Below are 25,019 nucleotides of genomic sequence, written 5' to 3' on the forward strand. Positions count from 1 at the left end.
CAGCGGCAAAAGATAACGACAGGCTGTCACGGATGGGCCCTGCCGCCGCCCGGTGGCAGGAATCACAGCCCCTTCCAGGCGCTCTTCGGCCTACCTGTTGTTCTACGGAGCTGCGAAAAAGCTATGATAGGTCTGCTGTGGTTCTTTTTTCATTGGTGGCTACACACGCCGACATCGATCTTGAGACTGTTGCTCAGTTGAGCAACGGTTCCTCCGGGATTGCCGCTTCCGTGCTCTCCGGCTCGCCGGCAGTGTCCGGGGCCGTGGTCCTGGCTACGTGCAACAGGTACGAAATCTACGGCGAGGCTCCGAATACGGACGACGTCGAGGCCGCCCGCGCTGCCCTCGTGGCCCAGATCAGCGCCAAGAGCGGGCTCGCCGAACCACTCGTGTCGCGCTCCTTCAGCACCCGGACCGGCCCCGAAGTGACCCGGCACCTCTTTGCCGTGAGCGCGGGACTGGATTCCGCCGTCGTGGGCGAACGCGAAATCGCTGGCCAGGTGCGGCGCGCCCTGATCACGGCCCAGCATGAAGGCACTGCCAGCTCAGGCCTGGTCCGGCTTTTCCAGGCCGCCTCCAAGACCGCCAAGGACGTGGGCGCCCAGACCGCGCTCGGCTCGCGGGGCCTGTCCATCGTGTCAGTAGCCCTGGACCTCGCCACAGACCTCTCCGAGAATCCTGACTGGTCCGCCAAAAAGGTTGTCGTTTTTGGAACCGGCGCGTACGCCGGCGCCACCATGGCGCTGCTGCGTGAACGCGGCTGCACCGATGTGTCGGTCTTCTCCTCGTCCGGCCGTGCCGAAGGGTTCGTCGCCACCCGGGGAGGCACCGCCCTGGACGCTGACTCGCTCCGCCCGGCCGTGGCCGCAGCGGACGTCATGATCGGCTGCAGCGGTTCCGATACCCGCGTTGAAGCCGACGAACTGGCGCAGGTCCGTGCCGGCTCCACCCAGCCGCTGATCGCCATTGACCTGGCCCTTACCCACGACTTCGATCCCGCGGTGGGAGAACTCGATGGCGTGGAACTGCTGACGCTCGAATCCGTGCGCCTGGCGGCGCCGCAGGAGCAGGCCGAATCGCTGGCGCAGGCCAGTGGCATCGTCAAGGGCGCAGCCAAGGCGTTTGAACAGGAACGCGAAGCCCGGTCCGTGGACTCGGCCATCGTTGCCCTCCGCCGGCACACCATGGACGTCCTGGACGCCGAAATGGAAAAGGTCCGCGCCCGGCACGGCTGCACTGCAGCGGCCGAGGAAGTGGAGTTTGCCCTGCGCCGGATGGTGAAGCAACTGCTGCACGTACCCACAGTGCGCGCCCGCGAGCTCGCCGCGAACGGCCAGCAGGACGACTATGTGGCGGCCCTGGAAGCGCTCTACGGCATCACCGTGGAACAGCCCGGAACAGCAGCTCCCGCAGCCGGCCAGCCGGAATGCCCGGTGGACCACAAGGGCCTCGAAAGCGCCTGACCCTCCCCTGTTCGTCACGGCCGCTCAGCAGTGGCTTCAACAATCCCAACGCGCGCTCACCAGTGGCGGCAATAATCCCAACCCGCGCTCACTAGTGGCGCACAAAACGCCAACGCCCGCTCACTATCCTCAAGGGAGTGAGCGGGCGTTGCTTGTTAAGCCGCCGGAAGTGAGCGGGCGTTGGTGGTGGGGTCAGTAGACGGGCTTTTGCGGCTCCACCTCACGCACCCAGGAGAGAATGCCGCCGTCGAGATGGCTCACGCGCCGGTAGCCTGCCTTCTGCGCCGCGGCCAGGACGTTCGCCGAGCGGGTCCCCGCCTTGCACAGGAACACGATGTCCCGGTCCTGGGCAATCTCCCCCCAGGCATCCCCCGCCAGGATCCTCCCCTGCGGAATGAGCACGGCGCCCTCGATCCGGACGATCTCGAATTCACCCGGCTCGCGGACGTCCACCAGGTCGAAGTCCTTCAGGCCGGCCTTCCGTGAGGCCAGCATGGTGGCGAGCTGCGCGGCGGTGACGGTGTGTTCGGTGTCTGCCGGCGCCTGGGGCTCGATGCCGCAGAACGCCTCGTAGTCGGTCAGTTCGGTGACGGGAGCGGCCGCCGGGTCCTTGGACACGCGGATCTCACGCCAGCTGCCTCCCAGGGCGTCGTACAGCGCCACCCGCCCCAGCAGGGAGCGCCCGACGCCGGTAATGAGCTTCACTGCCTCAGTCACCATCAGTGACCCCACTGCCGCGCACAGCATGCCGAAGACGCCGCCCTCGCCGCAGGAAGGAACAGAGCCGGCCGGTGGCGCCTCAGGGTAGAGGTCGCGGTAGGTGGGCCCATGCTTTTCCCAGAAGACGCTCACTTGGCCGTCGAACCGGAAGATTGAGCCCCAGACATAAGGCTTTCCCAGGATCGCGGCAGCATCATTGACGAGGTAGCGCGTGGCGAAATTGTCTGCACCGTCGAGGATGAGGTCGTAATCGGCAAACAGCTCCAGCGCGTTGGATGCGTCGAGCCGGACCTGGTGCAACCGGACGTCCACGAGTGGATTCAGGGCGGCGATTGCGTCGCGCGCCGATTCGATCTTCGGCCGTCCGACATCTGCCACACCGTGGATGACCTGGCGCTGAAGGTTGCTCAGGTCCACGGCGTCGTCGTCGATGATCCCCAGGGTTCCAACTCCCGCGGCTGCGAGGTAGAGCAAGGCGGGCGAGCCCAGTCCGCCGGCGCCGATAACCAGTACTTTCGCGTTCTTGAGCCGCCGCTGCCCTGCCGAGCCGATTTCCGGAATGATGAGGTGCCGGGAATACCGTTCCACCTCTTCGGAGGTGAGTTCCGGGGCGGGTTCCACCAAAGGATCAAGGGAAACTGCTGAAACATTTGCAGTGAACGGCGAAGGCATACTTCAATGTATGCCCCGGGGTACCGCCGGGTCATATTACCCCGCAGTAAAGTAGGGGGTAACTGCAATGGAAAGAAGGACAACTGTGGTCCATGAAGCACGGGCTGACCGCCCGCCGGCGGCCGAACCGCAAAGTTCACCGCGACCCGCGGGCCAACGGTCGGCCCGGCTCCCCCGTGATGAACGGCGGGCACAGCTTCTTTCCGCAGCGCAGGAAGTCTTTGTGGCGAACGGTTACCACGGGGCCGCCATGGATGAGATCGCCGAGACGGCGCATGTGAGCAAGCCGGTCCTGTACCAGCACTTCCCGTCCAAACGCGAGCTGTACTTGGCCCTCCTGGACAGCCACCTTGCGTCCCTGACCGACCTGATGCTGGGGGCGCTGAACTCCACCACAGACAATAAGGAACGCGTCCAGGCTGTCATGCGGGCGTACTTCCGGTTCATCGCCAGCGACGACCAGGCCCACCGCCTGGTCTTCGAGTCCGACCTCGTCAACGATCCCGACGTCAGTTCGCGCCTCGAAACTTTCAACCGGACCTTTGCCGATGCCATTGCGCGGGTGATCGCCGGGGACACCAAGCTGCCCCACCTCGAAGCGGAACTGCTGGGCCGCGGCCTGGCGGGGATGGCGCAGGTCAGCGCCCGGTACTGGCTGGAAACGGACGGCAACCTGGACCTCGATGTGGCCAGCGACCTCATCTACCGTTTAGCTTGGCGCGGAATCTCTCGCTTCCCCAAAGAGTCCTAGACTACAAATAGACCATCATCAAAGAACCTGACCGGCTGGGAGGCCCCTGTGGAAATTAAGATCGGCGTGCAGAACGTTGGCCGCGAGATCGTCCTGGAATCAAACCAGGATGCGGAGACCGTGGCCAATGTTGTGGGAGAAGCCATCAAGGGTGGCAGCGAACTGCGCCTCACCGATGACAAGGGGCGCCTGATCATTGTTCCCGGCAACGCCCTGGGCTACGTGGAAATCGGCGCGGAAGAAGTCCGGCGCGTAGGATTCGGGCAGTTCTAGCACCGGCTGGAACTGCCGTGCTTCCCGAAGGAGACCCATGCTTTCCCTGATCATTGTTGTGCTGGCCACCGTTGCGGCCGGCTTCATTGTCTGGGCCAATGACAAGCGTCATGCCAAGTATGGCGCAGGCCTTCCGGCCGGCGTGGCCGTCGGGGTGGCTGCACTGAGCTGGATCATCCTGATGGCGGCGGGATTCGGTTACCTTCCCGGATTGACGTGGCTCCCCTGGGTGCTGCCCATAGTGCTGGGCGCGGCGGCATCCGTCGGGGCAGTGCTTGTCCTGAGCCGCACCCGGGCAAGGAACGATACCCATCGGCTGACCGCCATCCTGAGGCGCTAGTCACCGTTAAACGGCTGTGGCCACCACCTTCAACGGTGGCGGCCACAGTCGTTTAAGCGGTGCAATCCCCTAGGCGGTACATCCCCTGAAGCATCACTGGCTAAAGGAACTCGGCCCGGCCCTCCATGGCGGACGACGCCAGCGCGTGCTCGCGGCGCGGAATGCGCCCGGCTTCCTTCGCCAGCCGCCCGGCGATGACGGCGTGCTTGAACGCCTCACCCATCAGGGCCGGGTTCTGGGCACGGGTCACCGCCGTGGCCAGCAGGACAGCGTCGCACCCAAGTTCCATGGCCAGCGCCGCGTCAGATGCCGTGCCGATCCCTGCGTCCAGGACCACGGGCACGCTTGCCCGGGAAACGATGAGTTCGATGTTGTGCGGGTTGAGGATTCCCAGCCCGGTACCGATAGGAGATCCCAGGGGCATCACTGCGGTAGCACCCAGGTTTTCCAGCCGAAGGGCCAGGACGGGGTCGTCGTTGGTGTAGGCAAAGACTTTGAAGCCGCGGTTGACCAGCTGTTCGGTTGCATCCACCAGCTCAACGGCGTCTGGCAGGAGCGTGTGCTCGTCTGCGATGACCTCCAGCTTCACCCAGTCGGTTTCCAGCGCTTCCCGGGCCAGTTCGGCGGTCAGGACGGCGTCCCGCGCAGTAAAGCAGCCTGCGGTGTTGGGCAGGACCCGGATTCCGTGGTCCACCAGCAGTTGGAACAGGGAGCCCGATTCTGCGGGTGAGTAGCGGCGCATGGCCACGGTGGTGAGGGAGGTTCCGGAGGCAACAAGCGCGGCGCCCAGGCCGTCCAGGCTGGGCGCGCCACCCGTTCCCATGATGAGCCTCGACTCCAGGGCAACGCCGTCAATGACGAGGGAATCAGGCCTGGCGGGTGCCGCGGAGGTATGGGTGGCCGGTTCGGAAACGGTGTTCGCTTCAATCATGGTGTCAGCCTCCCTGTACTGCGGTGACGAGTTCGACGTCGTCTCCGTCCGCGAGCGCGGTGCCGTGCCATTGGCTGCGGGGCACCACTTCGGAATTGTGAGCTACGGCCACCCCCAGCCTTTGTCCGTCGGTTGCCTGGCCGTCGGCCGCAAGCGCGCGTCCGGTCACCTCGCTGACCAATGCCGTGATGGACGCACCGTCCGCCACGGTGCGGGATGCCCCGTTCAGGGTGATGTTCATGCTGTCTCCTTGATGTTGAATCTGGGGGCCGGGATCCGGCCGGAAAAGCGGTCAGGACTGAACGGCTGCCACCGGGGGTCGGCCTTCCCATCCATCAGGTCGCGGCAGATGGCGGCCGCGGCAGGGGTGAGGAGGACGCCGTGGCGGAAGAATCCTGTGGCAACGATGAGTCCGGGGACATGCGCTGCACTGCCGTCTCCCCCGTCCACGGGCACCCTGCCCAGCAGCGGGGCATTGTCCGGGGTAGCCGGGCGGGCCCGGGCCGTGCATTCGAGCAGCTCCAGCTCTGCGACCGCAGGCACCAGCACCTGGGCGTCGCGAAGCAGCTGGTACACGCCGCCAGCGGACACTGCGCTGGCCGGTCCTGCACCGGCGGGCACTGCACTGGATCCGGCACTCGCCGGCATGGCTCCGAACGCAGTGCCGGCCCCAACCAGGGCGTCCTCCCGCTGGGTGGCGCCGATGACCACTGTTCCGTCCTCGCGTGGAACCAAGTAGACGGGCACACCGCGCACCAGCCCGCGGACGGTGGACGTCAGCAAGGGCTGCAGGTGCGGGGGGACGGACAGCCGCAGGATGTCGCCGTGCACAGGGCGCAAAGGTAACCGGAGTCCCCTCGGCAGGTTCTCCAGGGAGCCCGCCGCCATGCCGTTGGCCACCACCGTTTCGCCGGCGAGCACCAGTCCGCCTCCGGCCAGCCGGACACCAGCCACCGCGCCGTCCGCCCACTCCAGTCCCACTGCCCTGTCCGCCACGGCAAATCCGTCCAGAGCGCCGGCAACCGCAGTGTCTGCAACCGCAGTGCCGGCAACGCCGCTGCCGGCTGGCAGGTGGTTGGCCAGGGCTGCCCGGAAGCACTCCACGAGTCCCCGGGGATCCACCTGGTGGTCTGCCGGGGTATCGAGTGCGCACGCAATGGCGGGGCTGAGCAGCGGTTCCCGGCGCCGGGCCTCACGGACCGTCAGTGGTTCCACGGCGAGTCCATTGGCCTGCTGCACGCCGCGCAGGTCCATCAGTGCCTGCCGGTCGGCGGCGTCGGCGCCAATGGTGAGCGTGGGCGTCGCCAGGAATCCGGAACCGCGGCCTGACACGCGGCTAAGGTCCGCCGCGAACTGCGGCCAGCGCTCCGATGCATCCAGCATGAGGCCCAGGAGCTCTTCCTCTTGGTAATGCAGCTCGCTGACGGGGGCCAGCATGCCTGCCGCCGCCCAACTGGCTCCGGATCCCGGTGCATCGTCGATCAGCACCACGGACCGGCCAGAGCGCCTGGCTTCCCAGGCGATGCCATGGCCTATGACGCCCCCGCCGATCACTGCTACGTCGGCGGCTATTGCCGGGACAGCGGCTGGCTCTGCGATGCTGTCCGGAGGGCTTTCGGGGATGCCCATGGTGTCTCCTTCCCTACGCCGGCATTAACCGGATCAGGTCAAGCGGTCGGCTCTGACGCCCTCTCAGCCCGGCGCTTTGTGACAGCTGCCGCGGGCTCCCGCAGTACGAGGCAAGTGTAGAGGAACTAGGCTTGCAGCCATGAATGTGTCCCACTCCCCTGCCCCCGCCGCAGCACCCGGCACCGATGCCTTCACCACAGCGGCGGGTAACGGCGCACTGAAATCCGCACGCCTGTACCTCTGCACGGATGCGCGCCGCGGCCGGGGCGACTTCGCCGGGTTCGTGGACGCCGCGTTCGAAGGCGGCGTGGACATCATCCAGCTGCGGGACAAGTCCATCGAGGCGGCCGAGGAGCTGGACCTGCTGGCCATCCTCAAGGAATCAGCCCAGCGGCACGGGCGGCTGTGGGCCGTCAACGACCGCGCGGACATTGCGGTCCTCTCCGGTGCTCCCGTTTTCCACGTGGGCCAGAAGGACCTGCCGGTACCGGCCGCAAGGACGCTGCTCAACGGCAACGCCGCCATCGGCCTGTCAAGCCACACGCCGGAGCAGGTGGACGCCGCGCTGGCCGACGCCGCAGGACCTGCCGGCCTCGACTACTTCTGCGTGGGACCTCTCTGGGCCACCCCCACCAAGCCCGGCCGGGCCGCCGTCGGCCTGGAACTGGTGAAGTATGCGGCCGCGAAGGCGCCCAGTGACGTGCCGTGGTTCGCGATCGGCGGGATCGACCACTCCAACGTGGACCAGGTGGTCGCGGCCGGAGCGTCAAGGATCGTGGTGGTCCGCGCCATCACCGACGCTGCCGATCCCGCTGCTGCCGCTGCCTCGCTTCGTTCTGCACTGGACTCCGCGGCTTCCTGAAGCCGCGGACGTCCCACAACCCGGTTTCCCGAACGCACCGCGGTCCGCGGCAACACGTCACGACCGCGCCCGCACCGATTCCCTGCGAAATCGCATGACTTGGGGTTAGGCTGATTTTCGTGTCACATCATCGGCTGGCTCCCAACGTCCATGAGCGCACCAATGCCCTGGAAGAGGCCCTGGCCGCGCTGCGGACGGAGCTGGAACTTCCGGGCCCCTACCCCGGTGACGCGGTCAGGGACGCCGAGGCCGCGGTGGCCGCGCTGCGCCTGCCGGACTACGACCTGACCGCGGTGGAGTTCGTCACCATCGATCCGGCGTCGTCCACGGACTTGGACCAGGCCCTCTTCATCGAAACGGACGACGACGGCGGGTACCACGTCCTGTACGCCATCGCCGATGTCCCCGCGTTCGTTGCGCCCGGCGGACCCCTGGATGCCGAAACCCGGCGCCGGGGCCAGACGTTCTACGCCCCGGACGGGCGTATTCCCCTGCACCCTGAAGTCATCAGCGAGGGCGCCGGGAGCCTCCTGCCGGACCAGGACTGCTCGGCCTTCGTCTGGGATTTCCGGCTCGACGGCAACGCCGAGGTCACGACCGTCGGTGTCCGCCGGGCACGCGTTCGAAGCCGCGCGAAACTCAGCTACAAGGGTGCCCAGGCTGACCTGGACGCCGGTACTGCCTCTCCCCTGCTGGGCCTGCTGAAGGAAGTTGGGCTCAAGCGTGTCCGCCTTGAACGCGCCCGCAACGGCGCAAGCCTGAACATGCCGGACCAGGAGATCGTCCAGCTGCCCGATGGCGGCTACCGCATTGCTGCTGCTCCCCAGCTGCCGGTGGAGGACTGGAACGCCCAGATTTCCCTGATGACGGGGATGGCCGCCGCCAAGATCATGCTCGATGCCAAGGTGGGGATCCTGCGCACCATGCCGCCACCGGATGAGCGTTCCCTGCACCATTTCCGGCTGCAGACGGAAGTGCTGGGCAAGCCCTGGGACGGCGAGGTGGGATACGGGGAATACCTGCGGACCCTTGACCCAACGGACCCCCGGCAGCTGGCCATCATGCACTCGGCCGGCATGCTCTTCCGCGGCGCCGGTTACACCGCCTTTGATGGCAACGTTCCGGAGGCCGCGGTCCAGGCAGCCATCGGCGATGCCTATGCCCACACCACAGCGCCGCTGCGCCGCCTGGTGGACCGCTTTGTGCTGGTGACCTGCGAGGCGTTGAGCAACGGAGGTACTGTCCCCGGCTGGGTGCGGGATGCGCTGCCGACCCTCCCTGAGATCATGGCAGGCTCGGACCAGTTGGCATCCCGGATGGAGCGCATGGCCCTGGACACGGTGGAGGCCGCCCTACTGGTCAACCACATCGGCCAGGAGTTCGACGCGATCGTGATTTCGGGGTCGAAGCCGCAGAAAGAGAACGGCAACGGGAACGGCAACACCGGCACCGGCACCGGCAACGGAAAGAACGGGAACGGGAACGGGAACGGTTCCTCCGGGATCATCCAGATTGCCGACCCTGCCGTGACGGCCCGCTGCGCCGGTGAGCTGGAGTCCGGCACCAAGGTCCGGGTTCGCCTGGTGTCGTCGGATATCGCTGCCAGGGAAGTGCACTTCGAACTGGTCCAGTGAGCCTGATGCCATCCGGTCCCGGCTTCCACACGGTGCGGAATCAGGGATTCCGGGCTGATGCGGCTAGACTGAAGAGGTAGAAATGGATGCCCGGTCGTTGATTTCCTTGAACTGAAACCAACAAGCCCGCCCCTACGCGATCTTGAGATTTGCCCGCTGGTCGCCAGTGCCAGCGTTAGATAGCCCGCGATCGGCTTCCACTGGAATTGCTTGCGCGCTTCGTTCGTGCTCCGGATCGGCCCCATCGGCCTGCCTGTTGAGCACGCTGCGCGATTGCCCAAATGAATAAGGAAACTCCCCGTGAGTGAATTGCATACCCACCAGCTTCTGTCCGATGAGTCCGGCACCGAGACCATCGAGCCGGAAGAAACCATCATTTCGGACGAAAAGCCGCATGAAATTGCGGAGAAGTCCTTTGCGGACTACAACGTCCGTGCTGACATTGTGGAGTCCCTGGCCGACGCCGGGATCACCCACCCCTTCCCCATCCAGGCAATGACGCTGCCCGTCGCACTGTCAGGCCACGACATCATCGGCCAGGCCAAGACCGGTACCGGAAAAACCCTCGGTTTTGGTATCCCGGCGCTCCAGCGTGTTGTGGGCCGCGACGATGCCGGCTTCGACAAGCTGCCCGTCCCGGGCGCTCCGCAGGCCCTGGTGATTGTGCCCACCCGCGAGCTCGCGGTGCAGGTGGCAAGCGACCTCGAAACCGCCTCCCGCAAACGCAACGCACGTATCGCCACCATCTACGGTGGCCGCGCCTACGAGCCCCAGGTGGATGCCCTGCAGAAGGGCGTCGAGATTGTGGTGGGAACCCCCGGCCGCCTGATTGACCTCTATAAGCAGAAACACCTGAGCCTGAAGAATGTCCGCATCGTTATCCTTGACGAGGCCGACGAAATGCTGGACCTCGGCTTCCTGCCTGACGTTGAGACCCTGATCGCCGGCACCCCTGCCGTCCGCCAGACGCTCCTCTTCTCCGCCACCATGCCCGGCCCGGTCATCGCCATGGCACGCCGGTACATGACCCAGCCCACGCACATCCGCGCCGCTGACCCCGATGACGAGGGCCTGACCAAGCGGGACATCCGGCAGCTGATCTACCGTGCCCACAGCATGGACAAGATCGAGGTTGTTGCCCGGATCCTGCAGGCCCGCGGCCGCGGCCGGACCATCATCTTCACCAAGACCAAGCGCACCGCAGCCAAGGTGGCAGAGGAACTGGTGGACCGCGGCTTTGCGGCCGCAGCAATCCACGGCGACCTGGGCCAGGGTGCACGCGAGCAGGCCCTGCGCGCGTTCCGCAACAACAAGGTGGACGTCCTGGTGGCAACCGACGTTGCTGCCCGTGGCATCGACGTGGATGACGTTACGCACGTGATCAACTACCAGTGCGTTGAGGACGAGAAGATCTATCTGCACCGGGTGGGCCGTACCGGCCGCGCCGGCAACAAGGGCACGGCTGTGACCTTCGTGGACTGGGACGACATGCCCCGCTGGGGCCTGATCAACAAGGCACTCGGCCTGAGCGTGCCTGAGCCGGTGGAGACGTACTCCTCCTCCCCGCACCTCTACGAAGAGCTGGACATCCCCGAGGGAACCAAGGGCCGTTTGCCCCGCAACAAGCGCACCCTCGCGGGCGTCGACGCCGAGGTCCTCGAGGACCTGGGTGAAACCGGCAAGAAGAACAGCCGGGAAAGCCGCGGAAACGATGGCCGGGACCGTGAAGGCCGCGGCCGGTCGCGTTCGGGCGGACGCGACGGACGCGACGGACGCGACCCCGAAGCAGGCCGCTCAGGTGAGCGCCGTCGTCGTACGTCCCCTGACGCTGCCGAAACCCCCGCAGCCCCAGCTGCCGGTCCGGAAGCGGCAGCCGCCTCCGACGCTGAAAAGTCTTCGCGCACCCGCCGCCCCCGCACGCGCACCCGCCGCCGCAACGGCGAGGTAGTGGCCGGTGCAGACAAGGGCACCCAGCCCGGCAGCACCGAGGGCTGACCTGACGGAATGACGAACACTGTTTGGGCGCCGGACGGCGGCAGCCTGGTGGTGCACGCGGATAACGCGCAGTACCTCCCCACGCTGCCGGACGGCGCCTTCACGCTGATCTACGTGGACCCGCCCTTCAACACGGGCCGGGCGCAGAGCCGGCAGGAAACCCGCATGGTTGCCAACGCCGGCGGCAGCGGCGACCGCGTGGGCTTCAAGGGCCGCTCCTATGACACCATCAAGGGCGCCCTGCACCGCTACGACGACGCCTTCAGCGATTACTGGTCCTTCCTGGAGCCGCGCCTGGTGGAAGCCTGGCGGCTGCTGGCCGACGACGGCACGCTTTACCTTCACCTGGATTACCGCGAGGTGCATTATGCCAAGGTCATGCTGGATGCCATCTTCGGCCGCGAGTGCTTCCTGAACGAGATCATCTGGGCCTACGACTACGGCGCCCGCGCCAGGAACCGCTGGCCCACCAAGCACGACAACATCCTGGTGTATGTCAAGAACCCGTCCAAGTACCACTTCGACAACGCCGAGGTGGACCGGGAGCCGTACATGGCGCCGGGCCTTGTCACGCCAGCCAAGCGCGAGCTGGGCAAACTGCCCACCGACGTCTGGTGGCACACCATTGTTTCGCCCACCGGCAAGGAGAAGACGGGGTACCCCACGCAGAAGCCGGAGGGTCTCATCCGCCGTGTCGTCTCAGCGTCCAGCCGGCCCGGCGACTGGTGCCTGGATTTCTTCGCCGGTTCCGGAACCCTCGGTGCGGTGGCGGCCAAGCTGGGCCGCAAGTTCGTGTGCGTGGACCAGAACCAGCCGGCCGTGGACATCATGGCCAAGCGGCTGGGTGCGCACGCGACCATTGCGTCCTTCCCACCCAAGTAGGCAGCACTGGATGTCGTTTTGAGCCTTCAAAACGACATCTGCTGCTACCCAGTTGGGAAAGGCGCGCAGGGATCAGGAACGGACGACGGCGGTTCCCGAACCCAGTTCCTCGATCCGCGCCAGCACCTCGGGTGCGGTCAGGTTTTCGCCGAGCAGGTTCGGCTTGCCCGTGCCGTGGTAGTCCGAGGACCCGGTGATGAGCAGATTGTTCTCGGCGGCCAGGCGGCGCAGGAAGCTGCGGCCTTCCTCAGGGTTGTCGCGGTGGTCGACCTCCAGCCCCGCCAACCCGGCATCGATCATGTCCCGGTAGACCCGCTCCCCCACGATCCTTCCGCGGGAGGACGCCACCGGATGGGCGAAGACGGGAACACCGCCGGCAGCGCAGACCAGCTCGACGGCGACCGCCGGGTTGGGTGCGTAGTGCGGGATGAAGTAGCGGGAGCGGGAGGTCAGGATGGAAGCAAAGGCCTCCGAGCGGTCCTCCACCACGCCTGCCGCAACCAGGGCATCGGCGATATGCGGGCGGCCCAGCGTGGCCCCCGGCGCCACATGGTGGATGACGTCGTCCCAGGTGAGGGGATAGTCCTCCGCCAGGAGCGTGACCATCCGCTCCGCCCGGGTATGGCGGGCCTGCTTGGCCTTCGTGATTTCCTCGAGCAGCCCGGGGTGCGCGGGGTCGTGCAGGTAGCTGAGCAGGTGGACGCTGATGCCCTCGGCCGTCCGGCAGGACACCTCCATGCCGGGGACCAGTGCCACCCCCACGTCAATCGCGGCGGCAGATGCTTCCGCCCACCCGCCCGTGGAGTCATGGTCGGTCAGCGCCACCACGTCCAGGCCCGCGCGGGCGGCGGAGGCCATGACGTCGGCGGGTTTCTCCGTGCCGTCGGAGACATTGGAGTGGGCATGCAGGTCGATCCTCACCTGTACAGACTAGTTGACCCTGCGGCTCCGGCACCGGAGGCTGTTCGCGCAGCCGGGAAGCTGGTGAGACGATGGTCCCGTGAACGATGCCGAAAACACCCAAACCTCTGCTAACCAGCCGCTGGAGGAGCGCGTCAACAACCGCTCGCAGCGGCCCAGTTCCGACGCCTTCAAGGCCTTCATGGCCAGCAACTGGGCGCCGTCCAGCCAGGAACTTCCCGGCCGCGACGACGTCGCAGGCCACGCCGCGACCCGGCGCAAGGCCATCTCCGCCCAGTTCAAAGGTGAACGCCTGGTCCTTCCCGCGGGTCCGCCCAAGGTCCGCTCCAACGACTGCGACTACCGGTTCCGGCCGCATTCCGGCTTTGCCCACCTGACAGGGCTGGGCCTGGACCACGAGCCGGACGCCGTCCTGGTGCTGGAGCCCGTTGATGAAGGAAAGGGCGACGACGGCGGGAACCACCGCGCCACGCTCTACTTCCGTCCGCTGGCAGGCAGGGATACGGAGCAGTTCTACGCCGACTCCCGCTCCGGCGAATTCTGGATTGGCGCCCGGCCCACCCTGGCCGAGTTCGAAGCCCGCCTTGGCCTGGCAACCGGCCACATCGACCAGCTGGAAACGGCGATCACCAAGAACGTGGGCGCACCGGAGATCGGCGGCATCTCCATCCGCCTGGTCCGGAAGGTGGACGAGAACATTGACGCCCTGGTGGACACTGCCCGGTACAACACCGCCAAGGATCCCGAAAACCTCGACATGGGCGTCCTCGATGCCCTGGACGAGAAGCTCAGTGAAGCCCTCTCCGAGCTGCGCCTGGTCAAGGACGAGTGGGAGATCGGGCAGATGGAGCTCGCCGTTGCCGCCACTGTGGAAGGCTTCGAAGAAGTGGTCAAGGTCCTGCCTCGTGCCCTGACCCACGCCCGCGGCGAGCGCGTAGTGGAAGGCGCCTTCTTCGCCCGCGCCCGCGAGGTGGGCAACGAGCTGGGCTACGACACCATCGCCGCATCCGGCAACAACGCCACCGTGCTGCACTGGACCCGCAATACCGGGAAGATCCACGCCGGCGAGCTCCTGCTCCTTGACGCCGGGGTCGAGGCCGACTCCCTGTACACGGCCGACATCACCCGCACCCTGCCTGCTAGTGGCAAGTTCAGCGATGTCCAGCGCAAGGTGTACCAGGCGGTCCTGGACGCGGCCGACGCCGGGTTCGCAGCAGCGCAGCCGGGTACGAAGTTCCGCGACATCCACACCGCCGCCACCACGGTGCTGGCGGAACGCCTTGCCGAATGGGGACTCCTCCCCGTCAGCGTGGAGGAGGCCATCAGCCCCGAAGGCCAGCAGCACCGGCGGTGGATGCCGCACGGCACCAGCCACCACCTTGGCCTCGATGTCCACGACTGCGCCCAGGCCAAGCGGGAGCTGTACCTGGACGGCATCCTGGCCGAAGGCATGGTGTTCACCATCGAACCGGGCCTCTACTTCAAGGACGAGGACCTGGCCATCCCCGAGGAATACCGTGGCATCGGTGTCCGGATCGAGGACGACATCCTGATGACCGCCAACGGGCCGGTCAACCTGAGCGCGGCATTGCCCCGCACGCCGGAAGATGTGGAGACGTGGATGGCCGGCATCTACCGCGAAGCAGACGAATCCCGGCAGGCGGCCCAGGCCTGACGCCTGGCTGACAGCCGCAACACAGGCACAAAAAAGCGGTGCCGCCRGATTCCTCCGGCGGCACCGCTTTCTGCTGCTGTACCTAGTGGCGCGGGTCCGCGGGCCGCTCTGCAGTGCCGGCGTCCTGGCCTTCGCCGGCGGGGGCATCACCGTGGTGCTGCGGGCCGGCCTCCGGCTGCGCGGGCGCGGCAGGCTGCTGTGTTCCGCCGTCCTGGCCCTGCGGCAACCTGACGCCGTACTGCGGCCTCCCGTCGGGCAGGTCGGGGTAACGGACCGCGCGGGCCGGTGCGGCCGCGGGCTGCTGGTGCTGGCCGCCGTCGTACTGCTGCCCCTGGTACTGCTGCGCGTCCTGCTGCGGCGCAGGGTGCTGACCCTGCTGGCCCTGCGTGGGGTAGCCGGGATCCTGCGCGTGTCCCTGCTGGCCGTAGGGGTCGTTCCAGCCATTGGGACGCGCCGGACCCTGCTGGTTGCCGGGCTGGTTGTGCGGCTGGTTCTGCGGGTTGTAAGACTGGTTCTGCTGGTCGTACGGCTGGTTCTGGTAGCCGTGCCGCGGCTGGTGGGCGTTGCCCCCGGCGGCGTCCGAGCGGGTCATGGGGAGCTGCTGCAGCAGGCGGCGGGCCTCCTGCGCAGCCTCCGGCGCCACGATCACGTCATAGCTGGTGGCCACCACCTGGCTGGTTGACGTGAAGTCCCGCTTTCCGCGCTGCATCGCGTAGGTAACAATGCCGAACAGCATGAAGAACGCGGCGCCCATCAACACGGACGTGAGGATGGAGAAGTACCCGGGCGAGGGTGCGAAGAAGGAAAGCATCACACCCACGAACAGGCCGAACCACATGCCGCTGAGGGCTCCGGACAGGGCGACACGGGGGTAGCTGAGGCGCCCGGTGACCCGCTCCACCATTTTCAGCTCGTTGCCCACGATGGACACCATCTGCACCGGGAACTGCTGGTCGGCGAGGTAGTCCACCGCCTTCTGGGCATCCAGGTAGGAGGTGTAGGAACCCACGGTGTCGCCGGTGGGGACGGCCCTGGCTTGGTCAAGGCCGTTGGGGCCACCTGTCCGGGGAGCACCAAAAATGTTTGCCATACCTCCATTCTTGCCCATGAGGTTGTGTGCTGCCTGTAAATTCAGCTAAAAGTGAGCAGACTCGGTAGCCTGTACAAGTGAGCACAACACCTACCCGTGTCTTCGTGGCGCGCCTCCTGGGACTCGACGTCTTCGACCCCCTGGGTGACCGGCTGGGCCGGTTACGCGATGTTGTGGTGCTCTCCCGCGGCTCGCAGGGGACCCCGCACGTGGTGGGTATCGTCGTCGAAGTGCCCGGAAAGAAGCGCGTGTTCGTGCCGATGACGCGCATCACCTCCATCGACCAGACGCAGGTCATCTGCACAGGCCTGGTCAACCTGCGCCGGTTCGAACAGCGCGGCGCGGAAACACTGGTGGTTGCCGAGATGTTCGACCGCCGCGTGACCCTCCGGGACGGCAGCGGCGACGCCACCATCGAGGACATCGCGATGGACCAGCACAGATCCCGCGACTGGTTCGTCAGCAAGCTCTTCGTCCGGCGCGGGCACTCCCTGTCCCCGCTCAGCCGCCTGCGCCGCAACGAAACCCTCATCATCGACTGGGCCGACGCCCAGCAGGGGGCACGCACCGAACCGCAGGCAGCAACCCAGTTCGTGGCCAACCACGAGGACCTCAAACCGGCCGACTTCGCCGAGGCGCTCCAGGAAATGAGCGACAAGAGGCGTTTCGAGGTGGCCAGCGAACTGCAGGATGAGCGCCTGGCAGACGTCCTCCAGGAACTTCCCGAGGACGACCAGGTGGAGATCCTCTCCGCCCTGGACATCCAGCGGGCCGCCGACGTGCTCGAGGAAATGGACCCGGACGACGCCGCCGACCTCCTTGGTGAACTCCCCACGGCGCAGGCGGAGGAACTCCTGCAGCTGATGGAGCCCGAGGGCGCAGAGGACGTCCGCCGGCTCCTGGAATACGACGAGGACACCGCGGGCGGCCTTATGACACCCGTACCGGTCATCCTGCCCCCGGAAGCCACTGTGGCTGAAGCGCTGGCACATGTCCGGCGCGAGGAACTCTCCCCCGCCCTGGCCTCGTCCATCTTCATTGCCAGGCCACCCATGGAGACTCCCACCGGCCGGTTCCTGGGTGTGGTGCACATCCAGCAGCTGCTCCGGTTCCCGCCGTTCGAGCCGCTGGGCAACCTGGTGGACAAGAACCTTGAGCCGCTCTCCGACCAGGCCCACATCAGCGAAGTGGCGCGGACGCTGGCGACCTACAACCTGAACTCCCTTCCGGTGGTCAACGATGCCGGCCGGCTTGTGGGGGCGGTGACTGTTGATGACGTTTTGGATCATCTGTTGCCGGATGATTGGCGCGCCCATGATGGCGAGGCCCCGATAAGAAGGCTCGGTGGCCGTATTGGCTGACAACAGCGCTCCGAAGAACCCCAACCAGCGGAACACCGGCAACGCCGCGGCCAAGAACAACAACAAGGGCAGCCTGGACACGCCGCTGAGTGGCAGGCAGCGGATCCTGCCCAAGTTCTCTCCGGACCCCGACGCTTTCGGTCACGCCACGGAGGGCTTCGCCCGCTTCATGGGCACTCCGCAGTTCCTGGTCTACATGACCATTTTCTGCATCTTCTGGCTGTGCTGGAACACCTGGGCGCCGGTTGACTGGCAGTTCGACTCCCGCGACCTCGGCTTCACGCTGCTGACGCTGATGCTGTCCCTCCAGGCGTCCTACGCGGCACCGCTGCTGCTGCTGGCCCAAAACCGGCAGGACGACCGCGACCGCGTGTCCCTTCAGCAGGACCGCCAGCGTGCCGAGCGGAACCTGTCGGACACCGAATACCTCACCCGGGAACTCGCCTCGCTGCGGATCGCCCTGCGCGAGGTGGCCACCCGCGACTATGTCCGGGCCGAGTTGCGCTCCCTCCTCGAGGACATGCTGGAAGCCCAGGAAGAACTGCGCACGCACGACACCACCGGCCAGGGCAGCCACGAGTCGCCCAAGGACAAAGTCAAGGAAAAGCTCCGCGAACAACGCGACCGGCAGCGCAATCCCCGCACGCAGCAAATCCCCCGGGTCAAGCCCGGCCATTCCACCCAGGACCGGTAAACACCCTTCATGGATACAGCAACACCCGGCAATTCCCCGCTGCTCCAGGACGTCCACGACGCCCTCGCCACCGTCATTGACCCTGAACTGCGGCGTCCCATCACCGAACTCGGCATGGTGGACGCCGTCCACGTGTCCGGGGACGGCAAAGTCAACCTCACGGTCCTGCTCACCATCGCCGGCTGCCCGCTGAGGGACACCATCACGTCCGACGCCGAGTCAGCCCTGGCAGCAGTCCCGGGCGTGACCGGCGTCGACGTCGAACTCAAGGTCATGGACCAGGCCCAGCGGGACGCCCTGAAGGAAAAACTCCGAGGGCCTGGCGGCCAGCGCGGCATCCCCTTCAACCAGCCCGGTTCCCTGACGAAGGTCTATGCGGTTGCCAGCGGCAAGGGCGGGGTGGGCAAGTCCTCCGTAACCGTCAACCTCGCCACGGCACTGGCCGCGCAGGGGCTCCGCGTGGGGATCGTGGATGCGGATGTCTACGGTTTCTCTGTTCCGGCGCTCATGGGCATCACCCAGGCCCCCACGCGCGTGGACGACATGATCCTGCCGCCGGTGGCCTATGGCGTGAAGGTCATCTCCATCGGCATGTTCGTCACCGGCAACCAGCCCGTGGCCTGGCGCGGGCCAATGCTGCACCGGGCACTGGAGCAGTTCCTCACGGACGTCTACTTCGGTGACCTGGACGCCCTCTTCCTCGACCTTCCGCCGGGCACGGGAGATATTGCCATTTCGGTGGCCCAGCTACTGCCCAAGGCCGAAATCCTGGTGGTCACCACTCCGCAGGCCGCCGCCGCGGACGTCGCCGAACGCGCGGGCGCCATCGCCACCCAAACGGGGCAAACGGTTGCGGGCGTCATCGAGAACATGTCCTACCTTGAGATGCCCGACGGCGGGAGGATGGAACTGTTCGGAAGCGGCGGCGGGGCGGTGCTCACCGAGCGGCTGACTGCAGCTGTGGGCGCCGACGTTCCACTGCTGGGCCAGATCCCGCTGGACATCAAACTTCGCGAAGGCGGGGACACCGGGGCGCCCATCGTGCTTGGCCAGCCGGACACTGCGGCGGCTAAGGCGTTGACGGGAATTGCCGCGAGCCTGGCTTCAAAGCCGCGTGGCCTGGCCGGGATGAAGCTGGGCCTGCAGCCCCGCTAGTCGCGCTGGTCTAATCCCGCAGTCGCTTGGCCTGAACGGCTCAGGTGGCCTCGGTGTCGAATGGTGCGGCCTCGCCCGGTGGCAGGCTCTGCACTACGCGTTCCGGCCGGGACCGGGCGGACTCATCTGCCGCTCCTACTGCTGCTGCGCCTGCAACGGCTGCCACTGCGGCCGGGGCACCGGAGCTGACGGGCTTGGTGTCGTCATCCAGCAGCGCTTCCTTGATGATGCGCCGCGGGTCGTACTGCCGGGGATCGTACTTCTTCCAGTCGACATCGTCGATGTCGATGCCCACTTCTTCCTTGATCTGTTCGCGGGCACCGGACGCCATGCGCCGGACTTCCTTCACCAGATTGGCGAGCTTCTGGGTATATTCGGGCAGCCTCTGGGGGCCGATCACCAGGACACCGATGATCAGCAGGAGGAAGAACTCCGGGCCGTTGATACCAAACACTTTAGGAAGATTACCCTCTCCGGGCTGCCAGTGACGATTCGCGCCCGGCGGGGGCGGAAACAGCCTGCATTACTGGGTAAAGACGGCCACGATCCTGTTGATTCCGCGCTGTAATCGGTTTCCCAAGGGCTCCTGAGCGGCGTCTTGGGCATTGCTGTCGACGCCCGCAGTGAGCCCCTCCGCGGCCACGCCGCCGACTTGCTCCAGGATGGGCCCTGCGTCATCTGCCTGCTCGGCGGGCAGGTTCGACTCGAAAGTGAAGGTCCGTCCTCCGGATGTATAGGTTGCTGACCACGGCGAGGTTCCCAGCACCTGGACCGGACTGCCCTGGCGGCCCACCGCCTCTACCGCCGCCGTGTTGCCCGCGTGCTGCTCGGTCAGGGTGGCGTAGTGGGATCCGTCGCTAAGCCGCAGCTCCACCGCCGGCTGTCCGCCCCTGGTAACTGCTTTGGCGGACTCCAGGCGGAACCCCATGGCTTCGAGCACCGGGCAGGCCCAGCCCTCCTGGCGCAGGCTGCTGAGCTGGTCCGCTGTGAGGGCCCTGCCGTCAGCGGGGGTGTGTGCCGAGACCTGGGCAAGTGTCGCCGGCGCAACGGCATTTCCGGGAAGGGGCTCTCCGGCCGCAGCGAGTGCACCGACACCGAGGACACCCGCGGCGGCCACGGTACCGCCCGCGGCCATGGCCAGGACTCGTGCTGCCGTGCGGGGGGCAGTGAGGGGAAGCGTTGCAGGAACCGGCTGGGCCGCGAGCAGCGACGTCCGTTCCAGGAGCCGCGCCGTCAGGTCATTGCTTGCCGGCGGGATGGGAGCCTCACGGAGCCGCTCCAAGTACTGGCGTTCCCGGCGCATGGCCAGGGCGCATTCCGGACAGGACGCCACGTGGCTGGAGGTGCGCGCGTGCCTGCCGCCGGAGTTGAAGGGGGGCCTCATGCGCCGATCAGAGGATGCCGGCGATGCGGGGCATGGACAGTTTGCGCCGGGCGTGCTGCGGCCGGGGATCCCTGTGCGCGAGCTTTTCCCGCAGCATGGTCCTGCCGCGGTGGATCCGGGAGCGGACCGTCCCGAGCTTCACGCCAAGGGCTGCTGCCACTTCGTCGTAGGACAGGCCTTCGAGGTCGCACAGCACGACGGCGGCGCGGAAGTCCGGTGGCAGTTCCTCCAGGGCGGCCTGGACGTCCAGGTCCAGGTTGTTCAGTTCGAAGCTCTGCTCCGGACCGGGCTCGCGTCCGGGAAGGCGGGACTCTGCGTCCTCGGCCAGCGCGTCAAACCGGATGCGGGTCTTCCGGCGCGCCTGGTCCAGGAAGAGGTTTGTGGTGATGCGGTGCAGCCAGCCATCCAGCGTTCCGGGCTTGAAGTTTTCCAGCGAGCGGAAGACGCGGACAAACACCTCCTGGGTGAGGTCCTCGGCGTCGAACCTGTTGCCGGTCAGGCGGTAGGCCAGCCGGTAAACTTTTGCCGAGTGGTTGGTGACCACTTCTTCCCAGGTGGGACGGACCCAATCGGCTTCGGGATGTTGTACTGCTGGGACAGGTGCCACTACTGAAGATGACATCGTCCACTCCCCTCGTGGAATGCTAACGCCCGGATACTGTTGACATCTCTGATTCGGCGCCGGTCATCTCTTGGATGAGCGGATAATAATCATTTCAAACTTGGCTGGGAATTTCCTGACTGCGGGAAAGTTATGCCGTGGGCGCAACCGCCCGCCTGCCATACGGTTTCGCCCCGACCCATTAGGCTGTAGAAGACAACCCCCTCTACGCCCAGAAAGCGAACATTAATGAGTGCCGACAAGTCCATCAGCTGGTCCTTTGCAGAAGATCTGCCCGCTGAGGATGACGTCATGCTTCGGGCCCGGGAGCGTTCCTTTGAACTCGGCGTAACCCCCATCGGCCCGGGGGTAGGGGCCGTCCTTACGGTCTTGGGGGCCGCGTCCAAGGCCCAGACCGCCGTCGAAATTGGAACGGGTGCGGGGGTGTCCGGCGTTTGCCTGCTGCGCGGCCTCGGGCCGCAGGCCGTTTTGACCACTATCGACGTGGATGTTGAACACCTGAAAGCCGCCCGCGAAGCCTATGCCGAAGCCGGCAGCCCCGCCAACCGGACCCGCACCATCTCGGGCCGCGCCGGCGACGTCCTGCCCCGCCTCACGGACAACGCCTACGACATCGTCTTTATCGACGCGGACAAGCCCGGCCTGCCCGGCTACGTGGAGCAGGCCGTCCGCCTCCTGAAGCGTTCCGGGCTGCTGATCATCAACGACGCCCTGGACAAGGACAAGGTTGCCAATCCGGCGGGACGCGAACCCAACACGGTCATCCTTCGGCAGGTAGGCAAGGCCATCCGCGAGGACGACAGGCTGGCCACCGCCATGCTCCCCACCGGAGACGGCTTGCTGGTGGCCGTCAAGAAGTAACGCTGCTGGTTTGCGCGATGGCGCCCTGCCGGCAGCGGATTAGCAGCAAAGCGCACCGGGAACGGAACAGGGCCCGCAGCCAAAGGCCGCGGACCCTGTCCGGCACGATTATTCGGTAACGCCTACCAGGCATTCCTTGAGGTTTGCTGCCTCCGCAGCGTTCAGCTCAACCACAAGACGTCCGCCGCCTTCGAGCGGGACGCGCATGATCAGGCTGCGGCCCTCCTTGGTGACTTCCATTGGGCCGTCGCCGGTGCGTGGTTTCATAGCAGCCATGAGGAATTCCCCTCCATTTTGTCCCAGGACTGATCAGCCCGGTCGGGCTGTGTCCGCATGTCGATCAGGCTGCTATGACGGCGGGGCTCTCCACCGCCAAAGCTGCGCGTATTCTGAATGCTTTTTGTCCTTGCTTACTGACTATTATCCCGGAATTACCCGTACGTAGCTAATCGATGGACATTTTCGGCACGCCTTAATTCCGGCTTTGACCTGCACGGAAGCACAATTAATCAGGGCGGGTAATCGCCCCCGCCGGGCAACTGCGCCCAGGCCCACAGCCACACGATCCACACCATCTGCAGCAGCAGGAACATTGTCACGACAGTCCCCCGGTAGGCCCTCGAGCGGGACAGCAGGACGGCACCAAGTGCCAGCGGGAAAAGGGGCAACAGCATCCGGAAGGTGCTGGTCTGCGGGTGCAGGAAAACCACCAGGTAACCCATGTAGCAGGCGCACCACAGGCGCATTTCGACGCCGAGGCGCACCACCGGCGGAAGGAACAGCATGGCGCCGAACAGCGCCACGAAAACAAACGGGGCCAGTACGCCCAGCACCGGGCCGAAAAGGTCGACGCCGGTATCAAACCAGGGCCTGAACGGCACCAGGTCATGCCCGCGCCACACCGTCTCGGTTTTGGTATACGCCTCGATGTCGCCCGTTACAGCCCACGCTGCCGCCGGCCAGGCCAGTGCGGACAGGCCAGCGACACCTGTCAGGGCGCCCAGGCGGACCAGTTCACCTGCCGAGTGCCCGGCGGAATTCGGTGCGATCGGTTGTCCCTGCCTGAACCGGGACACCAGCCGGACGACGAGGAGGATCGCAAGCATCGCGGCGAAGGGCACCCCCACCGGGCGTGACAGGCACATCAGCACCACCACGGGCAACGCCCACAGGTATTGCCGGCGGACCACCAGCAACAGCGCCGCCGCCAGCAGCAGCAGCGTGAGCGGCTCGGCGTAGGGCACCTGCAGGACGGCCGATACCGGGAACGTGGCGAAGAACGCCACCCCCCACAGCGCCGGAGCGTGGGCCGCTTTGTGCCGGAACAGCACGTAAACCACCAGCGCGGCCGCCCAGCCGGACAGCATGGCGATGATGGTCAGCGAAGCTGCGGGGTTCATCCCGGTCAGGCCGCTCAGGCCACGGGCCAACGCCGGGAAAAGCGGGTAGAACGCCCACGCATTTTCCTGCACGTTGCCCAGGGCATCCGTAGGCAGTTGCGTGGGATAGCCGTTGGCAATGACTTCGCCGTACCACCGGGCATCCCAGATATTGATGAAGTTCCAATAGTCGGGTTTGGCCGGGAACCATGGGTTGGTGCCTTGATGCAGTGCTGCAGCCATGAAGATGCAGGCGCTGACGAGCCGGGCAGCCACGTAAATGGCGGACACCTGCGCCCACCACGGCCAGCGCCGGACCACCTCGCCCACCCTGGCGGCCGCAGCCTGCGCAGAACCAAGGTTCGCGCGGCGGCTGTCCACGGTGCTCACCGGACGTCCGCAGCGGATGGCGCGGTCCCGCCGTCGGACGTCTTTCCGGGCTCGACGGCGGACACCGCGCCTTGGCTGTCCCCTCGCCCGGCATTGGCCTCCAGGGCGTGGAGGCGTGACCGCAGCTCGTCGGACTCCTGCCGGGCCACAGCGAGCTGGTCCCGCAGCTCGTCGAGGACCTGGTCCACCTGGTCCATGCGGTAACCCCGGAGGCCGAGTGCGAAACGCACCCGGTCCACATCGCGGGGCGCGGCGTCGGCCGGGAGCAGCACCGGGGGAAGGTTTGCCGGCGGTTGCTCAAAACCGCCGTCCAGCAGCGCGGGCAACGCCTGCCGGCCGGTCTTCCGCGAGCGCAGCCCGACGCCGGTCCACAGCACTGCCCCAACCAGCACGATGGCAAGGAAAACGAGAAAGAAGCTCACCGTCCCATCGTGCCAGAACGGTGCCGGGCAGGCTGCGTGCTACTCCGGGCGCTGCTCGCCGTTCAGGGGCGGAATGGGGCCACCGTGGAGCACGCGCTCAACGGCTTCGGCCGGACTGTCCACCACCTGGATCAGGTCGAGGTCTTTCTCCGAGACCATGCCCTCGGCCACCAGGGTTCCCCTGATCCAGTCGATCATCGGGCCCCAGAAGTCGACGCCGAGCAGGACGATGGGGAACGATGTCACCTTCCGGGTCTGCACCAGCACCATGGCTTCGAAGAGTTCGTCGAGGGTGCCCAGGCCGCCGGGCAGGACGATGAAGCCCTGGGCGTACTTCACGAACATGGTCTTGCGGGCGAAGAAGTAGCGGAAGTTAATGCCGAGGTCCACCCACTGGTTCAGGCCCTGCTCGAAGGGCAGTTCAATGCCGAGGCCCACGGAGACACCGTTGCCCTCCACGGTGCCCCGGTTGGCCGCTTCCATGGAGCCGGGGCCGCCGCCGGTGATCACCGCAACGCCGGCTTCAGCCAGCTTGCGCCCCACTTCAACGCCCATTTCGTAATAGACGCTGCCCGGTTTCGTACGTGCCGAACCGAAGACGCTGACCGCCTTGCCGATGTCCGCCAGGGCGCCAAAACCCTCAACGAATTCGCTCTGGATCCGCAGCACGCGCCACGGATCGGTGTGGACAAACTGTCCGGGGCCCTTGGTATCGAGCAGATGCTGGTCCGACATTTCCACGGCCGCCTGCTTTCGGCGGAGTTCGAGGGGGCCTTTGCGGCGCGGTTGGATGTTCTTGGCCGGATCTGCACTGATGCTCATTCCCCAAGGCTAACGCGACTCTTGGCGCAGCCACGGCAGGTATCTCTTGAATCACGATGTGCAGGAACATGCCGTGATTCGCGTCATAACC

At 66.4% G+C, this 25,019-nt stretch carries 26 protein-coding genes and 1 riboswitch; of the genes, 13 read left to right on the top strand and 13 right to left on the bottom strand.

What is annotated here, in order from left to right:
- Nucleotides 1-137: 137 nt before the first annotated feature.
- Entirely contained in the window at nucleotides 138-1,463 is a 1,326-nt protein-coding gene (locus tag AC1DBN_RS04185) for a glutamyl-tRNA reductase (protein WP_314213787.1), read from the top strand.
- Nucleotides 1,464-1,655: 192 nt separating this feature from the next.
- On the opposite strand, the gene moeB is transcribed toward AC1DBN_RS04185, so the two are convergent.
- Nucleotides 1,656-2,855, bottom strand: a complete 1,200-nt coding sequence (moeB, locus tag AC1DBN_RS04190) for a molybdopterin-synthase adenylyltransferase MoeB (RefSeq protein WP_091721568.1) — start codon at nucleotides 2,853-2,855, stop codon at nucleotides 1,656-1,658.
- A gap of 85 nt (nucleotides 2,856-2,940) precedes the next feature.
- On the opposite strand from moeB, the gene AC1DBN_RS04195 reads away from it, so the two are divergent.
- The 3 genes from AC1DBN_RS04195 to AC1DBN_RS04205 are packed head-to-tail and all read left to right on the top strand — an operon-like array spanning nucleotide 2,941 to nucleotide 4,219.
- The gene (locus tag AC1DBN_RS04195) at nucleotides 2,941-3,606 is read left to right on the top strand and encodes a TetR/AcrR family transcriptional regulator (RefSeq protein ID WP_314213790.1); all 666 of its coding nucleotides are present in this window, start codon (nucleotides 2,941-2,943) and stop codon (nucleotides 3,604-3,606) included.
- 48 nt (nucleotides 3,607-3,654) lie between these two features.
- The gene (locus AC1DBN_RS04200) at nucleotides 3,655-3,879 is read left to right on the top strand and encodes a DUF3107 domain-containing protein (RefSeq protein ID WP_091721591.1); all 225 of its coding nucleotides are present in this window, start codon (nucleotides 3,655-3,657) and stop codon (nucleotides 3,877-3,879) included.
- A gap of 37 nt (nucleotides 3,880-3,916) precedes the next feature.
- Nucleotides 3,917-4,219, top strand: coding sequence for a hypothetical protein (locus AC1DBN_RS04205; protein ID WP_091721609.1), 303 nt, complete (start codon nucleotides 3,917-3,919; stop codon nucleotides 4,217-4,219).
- Between the two features lie 100 nt (nucleotides 4,220-4,319).
- On the opposite strand, the gene AC1DBN_RS04210 is transcribed toward AC1DBN_RS04205, so the two are convergent.
- From AC1DBN_RS04210 to AC1DBN_RS04220, 3 genes are all read right to left on the bottom strand, one after another.
- The gene (locus AC1DBN_RS04210) at nucleotides 4,320-5,150 is read right to left on the bottom strand and encodes a thiazole synthase (RefSeq protein WP_477722615.1); all 831 of its coding nucleotides are present in this window, start codon (nucleotides 5,148-5,150) and stop codon (nucleotides 4,320-4,322) included.
- A gap of 4 nt (nucleotides 5,151-5,154) precedes the next feature.
- Nucleotides 5,155-5,391 carry a sulfur carrier protein ThiS gene (gene thiS / locus AC1DBN_RS04215; protein ID WP_091721612.1) on the bottom strand — a complete coding sequence of 79 codons (237 nt, stop codon included), beginning with the start codon at nucleotides 5,389-5,391 and terminating at the stop codon, nucleotides 5,155-5,157.
- On the bottom strand, nucleotides 5,388-6,779 hold the full coding sequence (locus AC1DBN_RS04220; protein WP_314213796.1) for an FAD-dependent oxidoreductase: 1,392 nt from the start codon (nucleotides 6,777-6,779) through the stop codon (nucleotides 5,388-5,390). The genes thiS and AC1DBN_RS04220 overlap by 4 nt, the downstream gene beginning before the upstream one ends.
- A riboswitch (TPP riboswitch) is annotated at nucleotides 6,773-6,891 on the bottom strand. (Overlaps the previous gene by 7 nt.)
- A gap of 27 nt (nucleotides 6,892-6,918) precedes the next feature.
- On the opposite strand from AC1DBN_RS04220, the gene thiE reads away from it, so the two are divergent.
- The 4 genes from thiE to AC1DBN_RS04240 all read left to right on the top strand — a co-directional run bounded on the left by thiE (nucleotide 6,919) and on the right by AC1DBN_RS04240 (nucleotide 12,152).
- The gene (gene thiE / locus AC1DBN_RS04225; protein ID WP_314213798.1) at nucleotides 6,919-7,641 is read left to right on the top strand and encodes a thiamine phosphate synthase; all 723 of its coding nucleotides are present in this window, start codon (nucleotides 6,919-6,921) and stop codon (nucleotides 7,639-7,641) included.
- A 119-nt stretch (nucleotides 7,642-7,760) separates the two neighbouring features.
- On the top strand, nucleotides 7,761-9,275 hold the full coding sequence (locus AC1DBN_RS04230) for an RNB domain-containing ribonuclease (RefSeq protein ID WP_477722616.1): 1,515 nt from the start codon (nucleotides 7,761-7,763) through the stop codon (nucleotides 9,273-9,275).
- A gap of 300 nt (nucleotides 9,276-9,575) precedes the next feature.
- Nucleotides 9,576-11,270, top strand: coding sequence for a DEAD/DEAH box helicase (locus AC1DBN_RS04235; RefSeq protein ID WP_477722617.1), 1,695 nt, complete (start codon nucleotides 9,576-9,578; stop codon nucleotides 11,268-11,270).
- A gap of 9 nt (nucleotides 11,271-11,279) precedes the next feature.
- Nucleotides 11,280-12,152, top strand: coding sequence for a DNA-methyltransferase (locus AC1DBN_RS04240; protein WP_477722618.1), 873 nt, complete (start codon nucleotides 11,280-11,282; stop codon nucleotides 12,150-12,152).
- A gap of 72 nt (nucleotides 12,153-12,224) precedes the next feature.
- On the opposite strand, the gene AC1DBN_RS04245 is transcribed toward AC1DBN_RS04240, so the two are convergent.
- Nucleotides 12,225-13,073 (bottom strand): PHP domain-containing protein, encoded by an 849-nt coding sequence (locus AC1DBN_RS04245; protein ID WP_477722619.1) that lies wholly within the window; start codon nucleotides 13,071-13,073, stop codon nucleotides 12,225-12,227.
- Between the two features lie 79 nt (nucleotides 13,074-13,152).
- Between AC1DBN_RS04245 and AC1DBN_RS04250 the strand changes: the two genes are divergently transcribed.
- Nucleotides 13,153-14,748 carry an aminopeptidase P family protein gene (locus AC1DBN_RS04250; protein WP_477722620.1) on the top strand — a complete coding sequence of 532 codons (1,596 nt, stop codon included), beginning with the start codon at nucleotides 13,153-13,155 and terminating at the stop codon, nucleotides 14,746-14,748.
- Nucleotides 14,749-14,830: 82 nt separating this feature from the next.
- Here AC1DBN_RS04250 and AC1DBN_RS04255 read toward each other — a convergent pair whose 3' ends face one another.
- Nucleotides 14,831-15,838, bottom strand: coding sequence for a YflT domain-containing protein (locus AC1DBN_RS04255; protein WP_477722621.1), 1,008 nt, complete (start codon nucleotides 15,836-15,838; stop codon nucleotides 14,831-14,833).
- A 77-nt stretch (nucleotides 15,839-15,915) separates the two neighbouring features.
- On the opposite strand from AC1DBN_RS04255, the gene AC1DBN_RS04260 reads away from it, so the two are divergent.
- Genes AC1DBN_RS04260 through AC1DBN_RS04270 form a run of 3 tightly spaced genes read left to right on the top strand, consistent with a single transcriptional unit; the run spans nucleotide 15,916 to nucleotide 19,048 of the window.
- Complete coding sequence (locus AC1DBN_RS04260) at nucleotides 15,916-17,199, top strand: magnesium transporter MgtE N-terminal domain-containing protein (RefSeq protein WP_091721632.1); 1,284 nt, start codon at nucleotides 15,916-15,918, stop codon at nucleotides 17,197-17,199.
- On the top strand, nucleotides 17,183-17,893 hold the full coding sequence (locus AC1DBN_RS04265) for a DUF1003 domain-containing protein (RefSeq protein WP_091721635.1): 711 nt from the start codon (nucleotides 17,183-17,185) through the stop codon (nucleotides 17,891-17,893). The genes AC1DBN_RS04260 and AC1DBN_RS04265 overlap by 17 nt, the downstream gene beginning before the upstream one ends.
- 9 nt (nucleotides 17,894-17,902) lie before the next feature.
- Nucleotides 17,903-19,048: an Mrp/NBP35 family ATP-binding protein gene (locus tag AC1DBN_RS04270; protein ID WP_091721637.1), complete on the top strand. Its 1,146-nt coding sequence runs from the start codon at nucleotides 17,903-17,905 to the stop codon at nucleotides 19,046-19,048.
- A 40-nt stretch (nucleotides 19,049-19,088) separates the two neighbouring features.
- On the opposite strand, the gene AC1DBN_RS04275 is transcribed toward AC1DBN_RS04270, so the two are convergent.
- The 3 genes from AC1DBN_RS04275 to sigE all read right to left on the bottom strand — a co-directional run bounded on the left by AC1DBN_RS04275 (nucleotide 19,089) and on the right by sigE (nucleotide 21,054).
- Complete coding sequence (locus AC1DBN_RS04275; protein WP_091721639.1) at nucleotides 19,089-19,502, bottom strand: twin-arginine translocase TatA/TatE family subunit; 414 nt, start codon at nucleotides 19,500-19,502, stop codon at nucleotides 19,089-19,091.
- A 69-nt stretch (nucleotides 19,503-19,571) separates the two neighbouring features.
- A complete protein-coding gene (locus tag AC1DBN_RS04280; RefSeq protein ID WP_091721642.1) occupies nucleotides 19,572-20,432 on the bottom strand; it encodes an anti-sigma factor in 861 nt (286 codons plus the stop codon).
- Nucleotides 20,433-20,439: 7 nt separating this feature from the next.
- The gene (gene sigE / locus AC1DBN_RS04285) at nucleotides 20,440-21,054 is read right to left on the bottom strand and encodes an RNA polymerase sigma factor SigE (RefSeq protein ID WP_045729696.1); all 615 of its coding nucleotides are present in this window, start codon (nucleotides 21,052-21,054) and stop codon (nucleotides 20,440-20,442) included.
- Nucleotides 21,055-21,282: 228 nt separating this feature from the next.
- Between sigE and AC1DBN_RS04290 the strand changes: the two genes are divergently transcribed.
- Nucleotides 21,283-21,915, top strand: a complete 633-nt coding sequence (locus AC1DBN_RS04290) for an O-methyltransferase (protein WP_477722622.1) — start codon at nucleotides 21,283-21,285, stop codon at nucleotides 21,913-21,915.
- A 108-nt stretch (nucleotides 21,916-22,023) separates the two neighbouring features.
- Here the strand turns inward: AC1DBN_RS04290 and AC1DBN_RS04295 are convergent, their stop codons facing one another.
- From AC1DBN_RS04295 to AC1DBN_RS04310, 4 genes are all read right to left on the bottom strand, one after another.
- Nucleotides 22,024-22,191 carry a DUF3117 domain-containing protein gene (locus AC1DBN_RS04295; protein WP_009357720.1) on the bottom strand — a complete coding sequence of 56 codons (168 nt, stop codon included), beginning with the start codon at nucleotides 22,189-22,191 and terminating at the stop codon, nucleotides 22,024-22,026.
- Nucleotides 22,192-22,424: 233 nt separating this feature from the next.
- Nucleotides 22,425-23,684: a hypothetical protein gene (locus tag AC1DBN_RS04300; protein ID WP_091721647.1), complete on the bottom strand. Its 1,260-nt coding sequence runs from the start codon at nucleotides 23,682-23,684 to the stop codon at nucleotides 22,425-22,427.
- Nucleotides 23,681-24,106: a DivIVA domain-containing protein gene (locus AC1DBN_RS04305; RefSeq protein WP_091721649.1), complete on the bottom strand. Its 426-nt coding sequence runs from the start codon at nucleotides 24,104-24,106 to the stop codon at nucleotides 23,681-23,683. The genes AC1DBN_RS04300 and AC1DBN_RS04305 overlap by 4 nt, the downstream gene beginning before the upstream one ends.
- Before the next feature lie 39 nt (nucleotides 24,107-24,145).
- Nucleotides 24,146-24,928 carry an LOG family protein gene (locus AC1DBN_RS04310; protein ID WP_091721666.1) on the bottom strand — a complete coding sequence of 261 codons (783 nt, stop codon included), beginning with the start codon at nucleotides 24,926-24,928 and terminating at the stop codon, nucleotides 24,146-24,148.
- Between the last annotated feature and the right edge of the window lie 91 nt (nucleotides 24,929-25,019).

The organism is Pseudarthrobacter sp. 10T415 (assembly GCF_056394175.1).

Coding starts and splice junctions, on each gene's coding strand:
- AC1DBN_RS04270 (WP_091721637.1), top strand. CDS start 17,903: ATGGATACAGCAACACCCGGCAATTCCCCGCTGCTCCAGGACGTCCAC.
- AC1DBN_RS04280 (WP_091721642.1), bottom strand. CDS start 20,432: ATGAGGCCCCCCTTCAACTCCGGCGGCAGGCACGCGCGCACCTCCAGC.
- sigE (WP_045729696.1), bottom strand. CDS start 21,054: ATGTCATCTTCAGTAGTGGCACCTGTCCCAGCAGTACAACATCCCGAA.
- AC1DBN_RS04240 (WP_477722618.1), top strand. CDS start 11,280: ATGACGAACACTGTTTGGGCGCCGGACGGCGGCAGCCTGGTGGTGCAC.
- thiE (WP_314213798.1), top strand. CDS start 6,919: ATGAATGTGTCCCACTCCCCTGCCCCCGCCGCAGCACCCGGCACCGAT.
- moeB (WP_091721568.1), bottom strand. CDS start 2,855: ATGCCTTCGCCGTTCACTGCAAATGTTTCAGCAGTTTCCCTTGATCCT.
- AC1DBN_RS04310 (WP_091721666.1), bottom strand. CDS start 24,928: ATGAGCATCAGTGCAGATCCGGCCAAGAACATCCAACCGCGCCGCAAA.
- AC1DBN_RS04255 (WP_477722621.1), bottom strand. CDS start 15,838: ATGGCAAACATTTTTGGTGCTCCCCGGACAGGTGGCCCCAACGGCCTT.
- AC1DBN_RS04210 (WP_477722615.1), bottom strand. CDS start 5,150: ATGATTGAAGCGAACACCGTTTCCGAACCGGCCACCCATACCTCCGCG.
- AC1DBN_RS04205 (WP_091721609.1), top strand. CDS start 3,917: ATGCTTTCCCTGATCATTGTTGTGCTGGCCACCGTTGCGGCCGGCTTC.
- AC1DBN_RS04295 (WP_009357720.1), bottom strand. CDS start 22,191: ATGGCTGCTATGAAACCACGCACCGGCGACGGCCCAATGGAAGTCACC.
- AC1DBN_RS04290 (WP_477722622.1), top strand. CDS start 21,283: ATGAGTGCCGACAAGTCCATCAGCTGGTCCTTTGCAGAAGATCTGCCC.
- thiS (WP_091721612.1), bottom strand. CDS start 5,391: ATGAACATCACCCTGAACGGGGCATCCCGCACCGTGGCGGACGGTGCG.
- AC1DBN_RS04220 (WP_314213796.1), bottom strand. CDS start 6,779: ATGGGCATCCCCGAAAGCCCTCCGGACAGCATCGCAGAGCCAGCCGCT.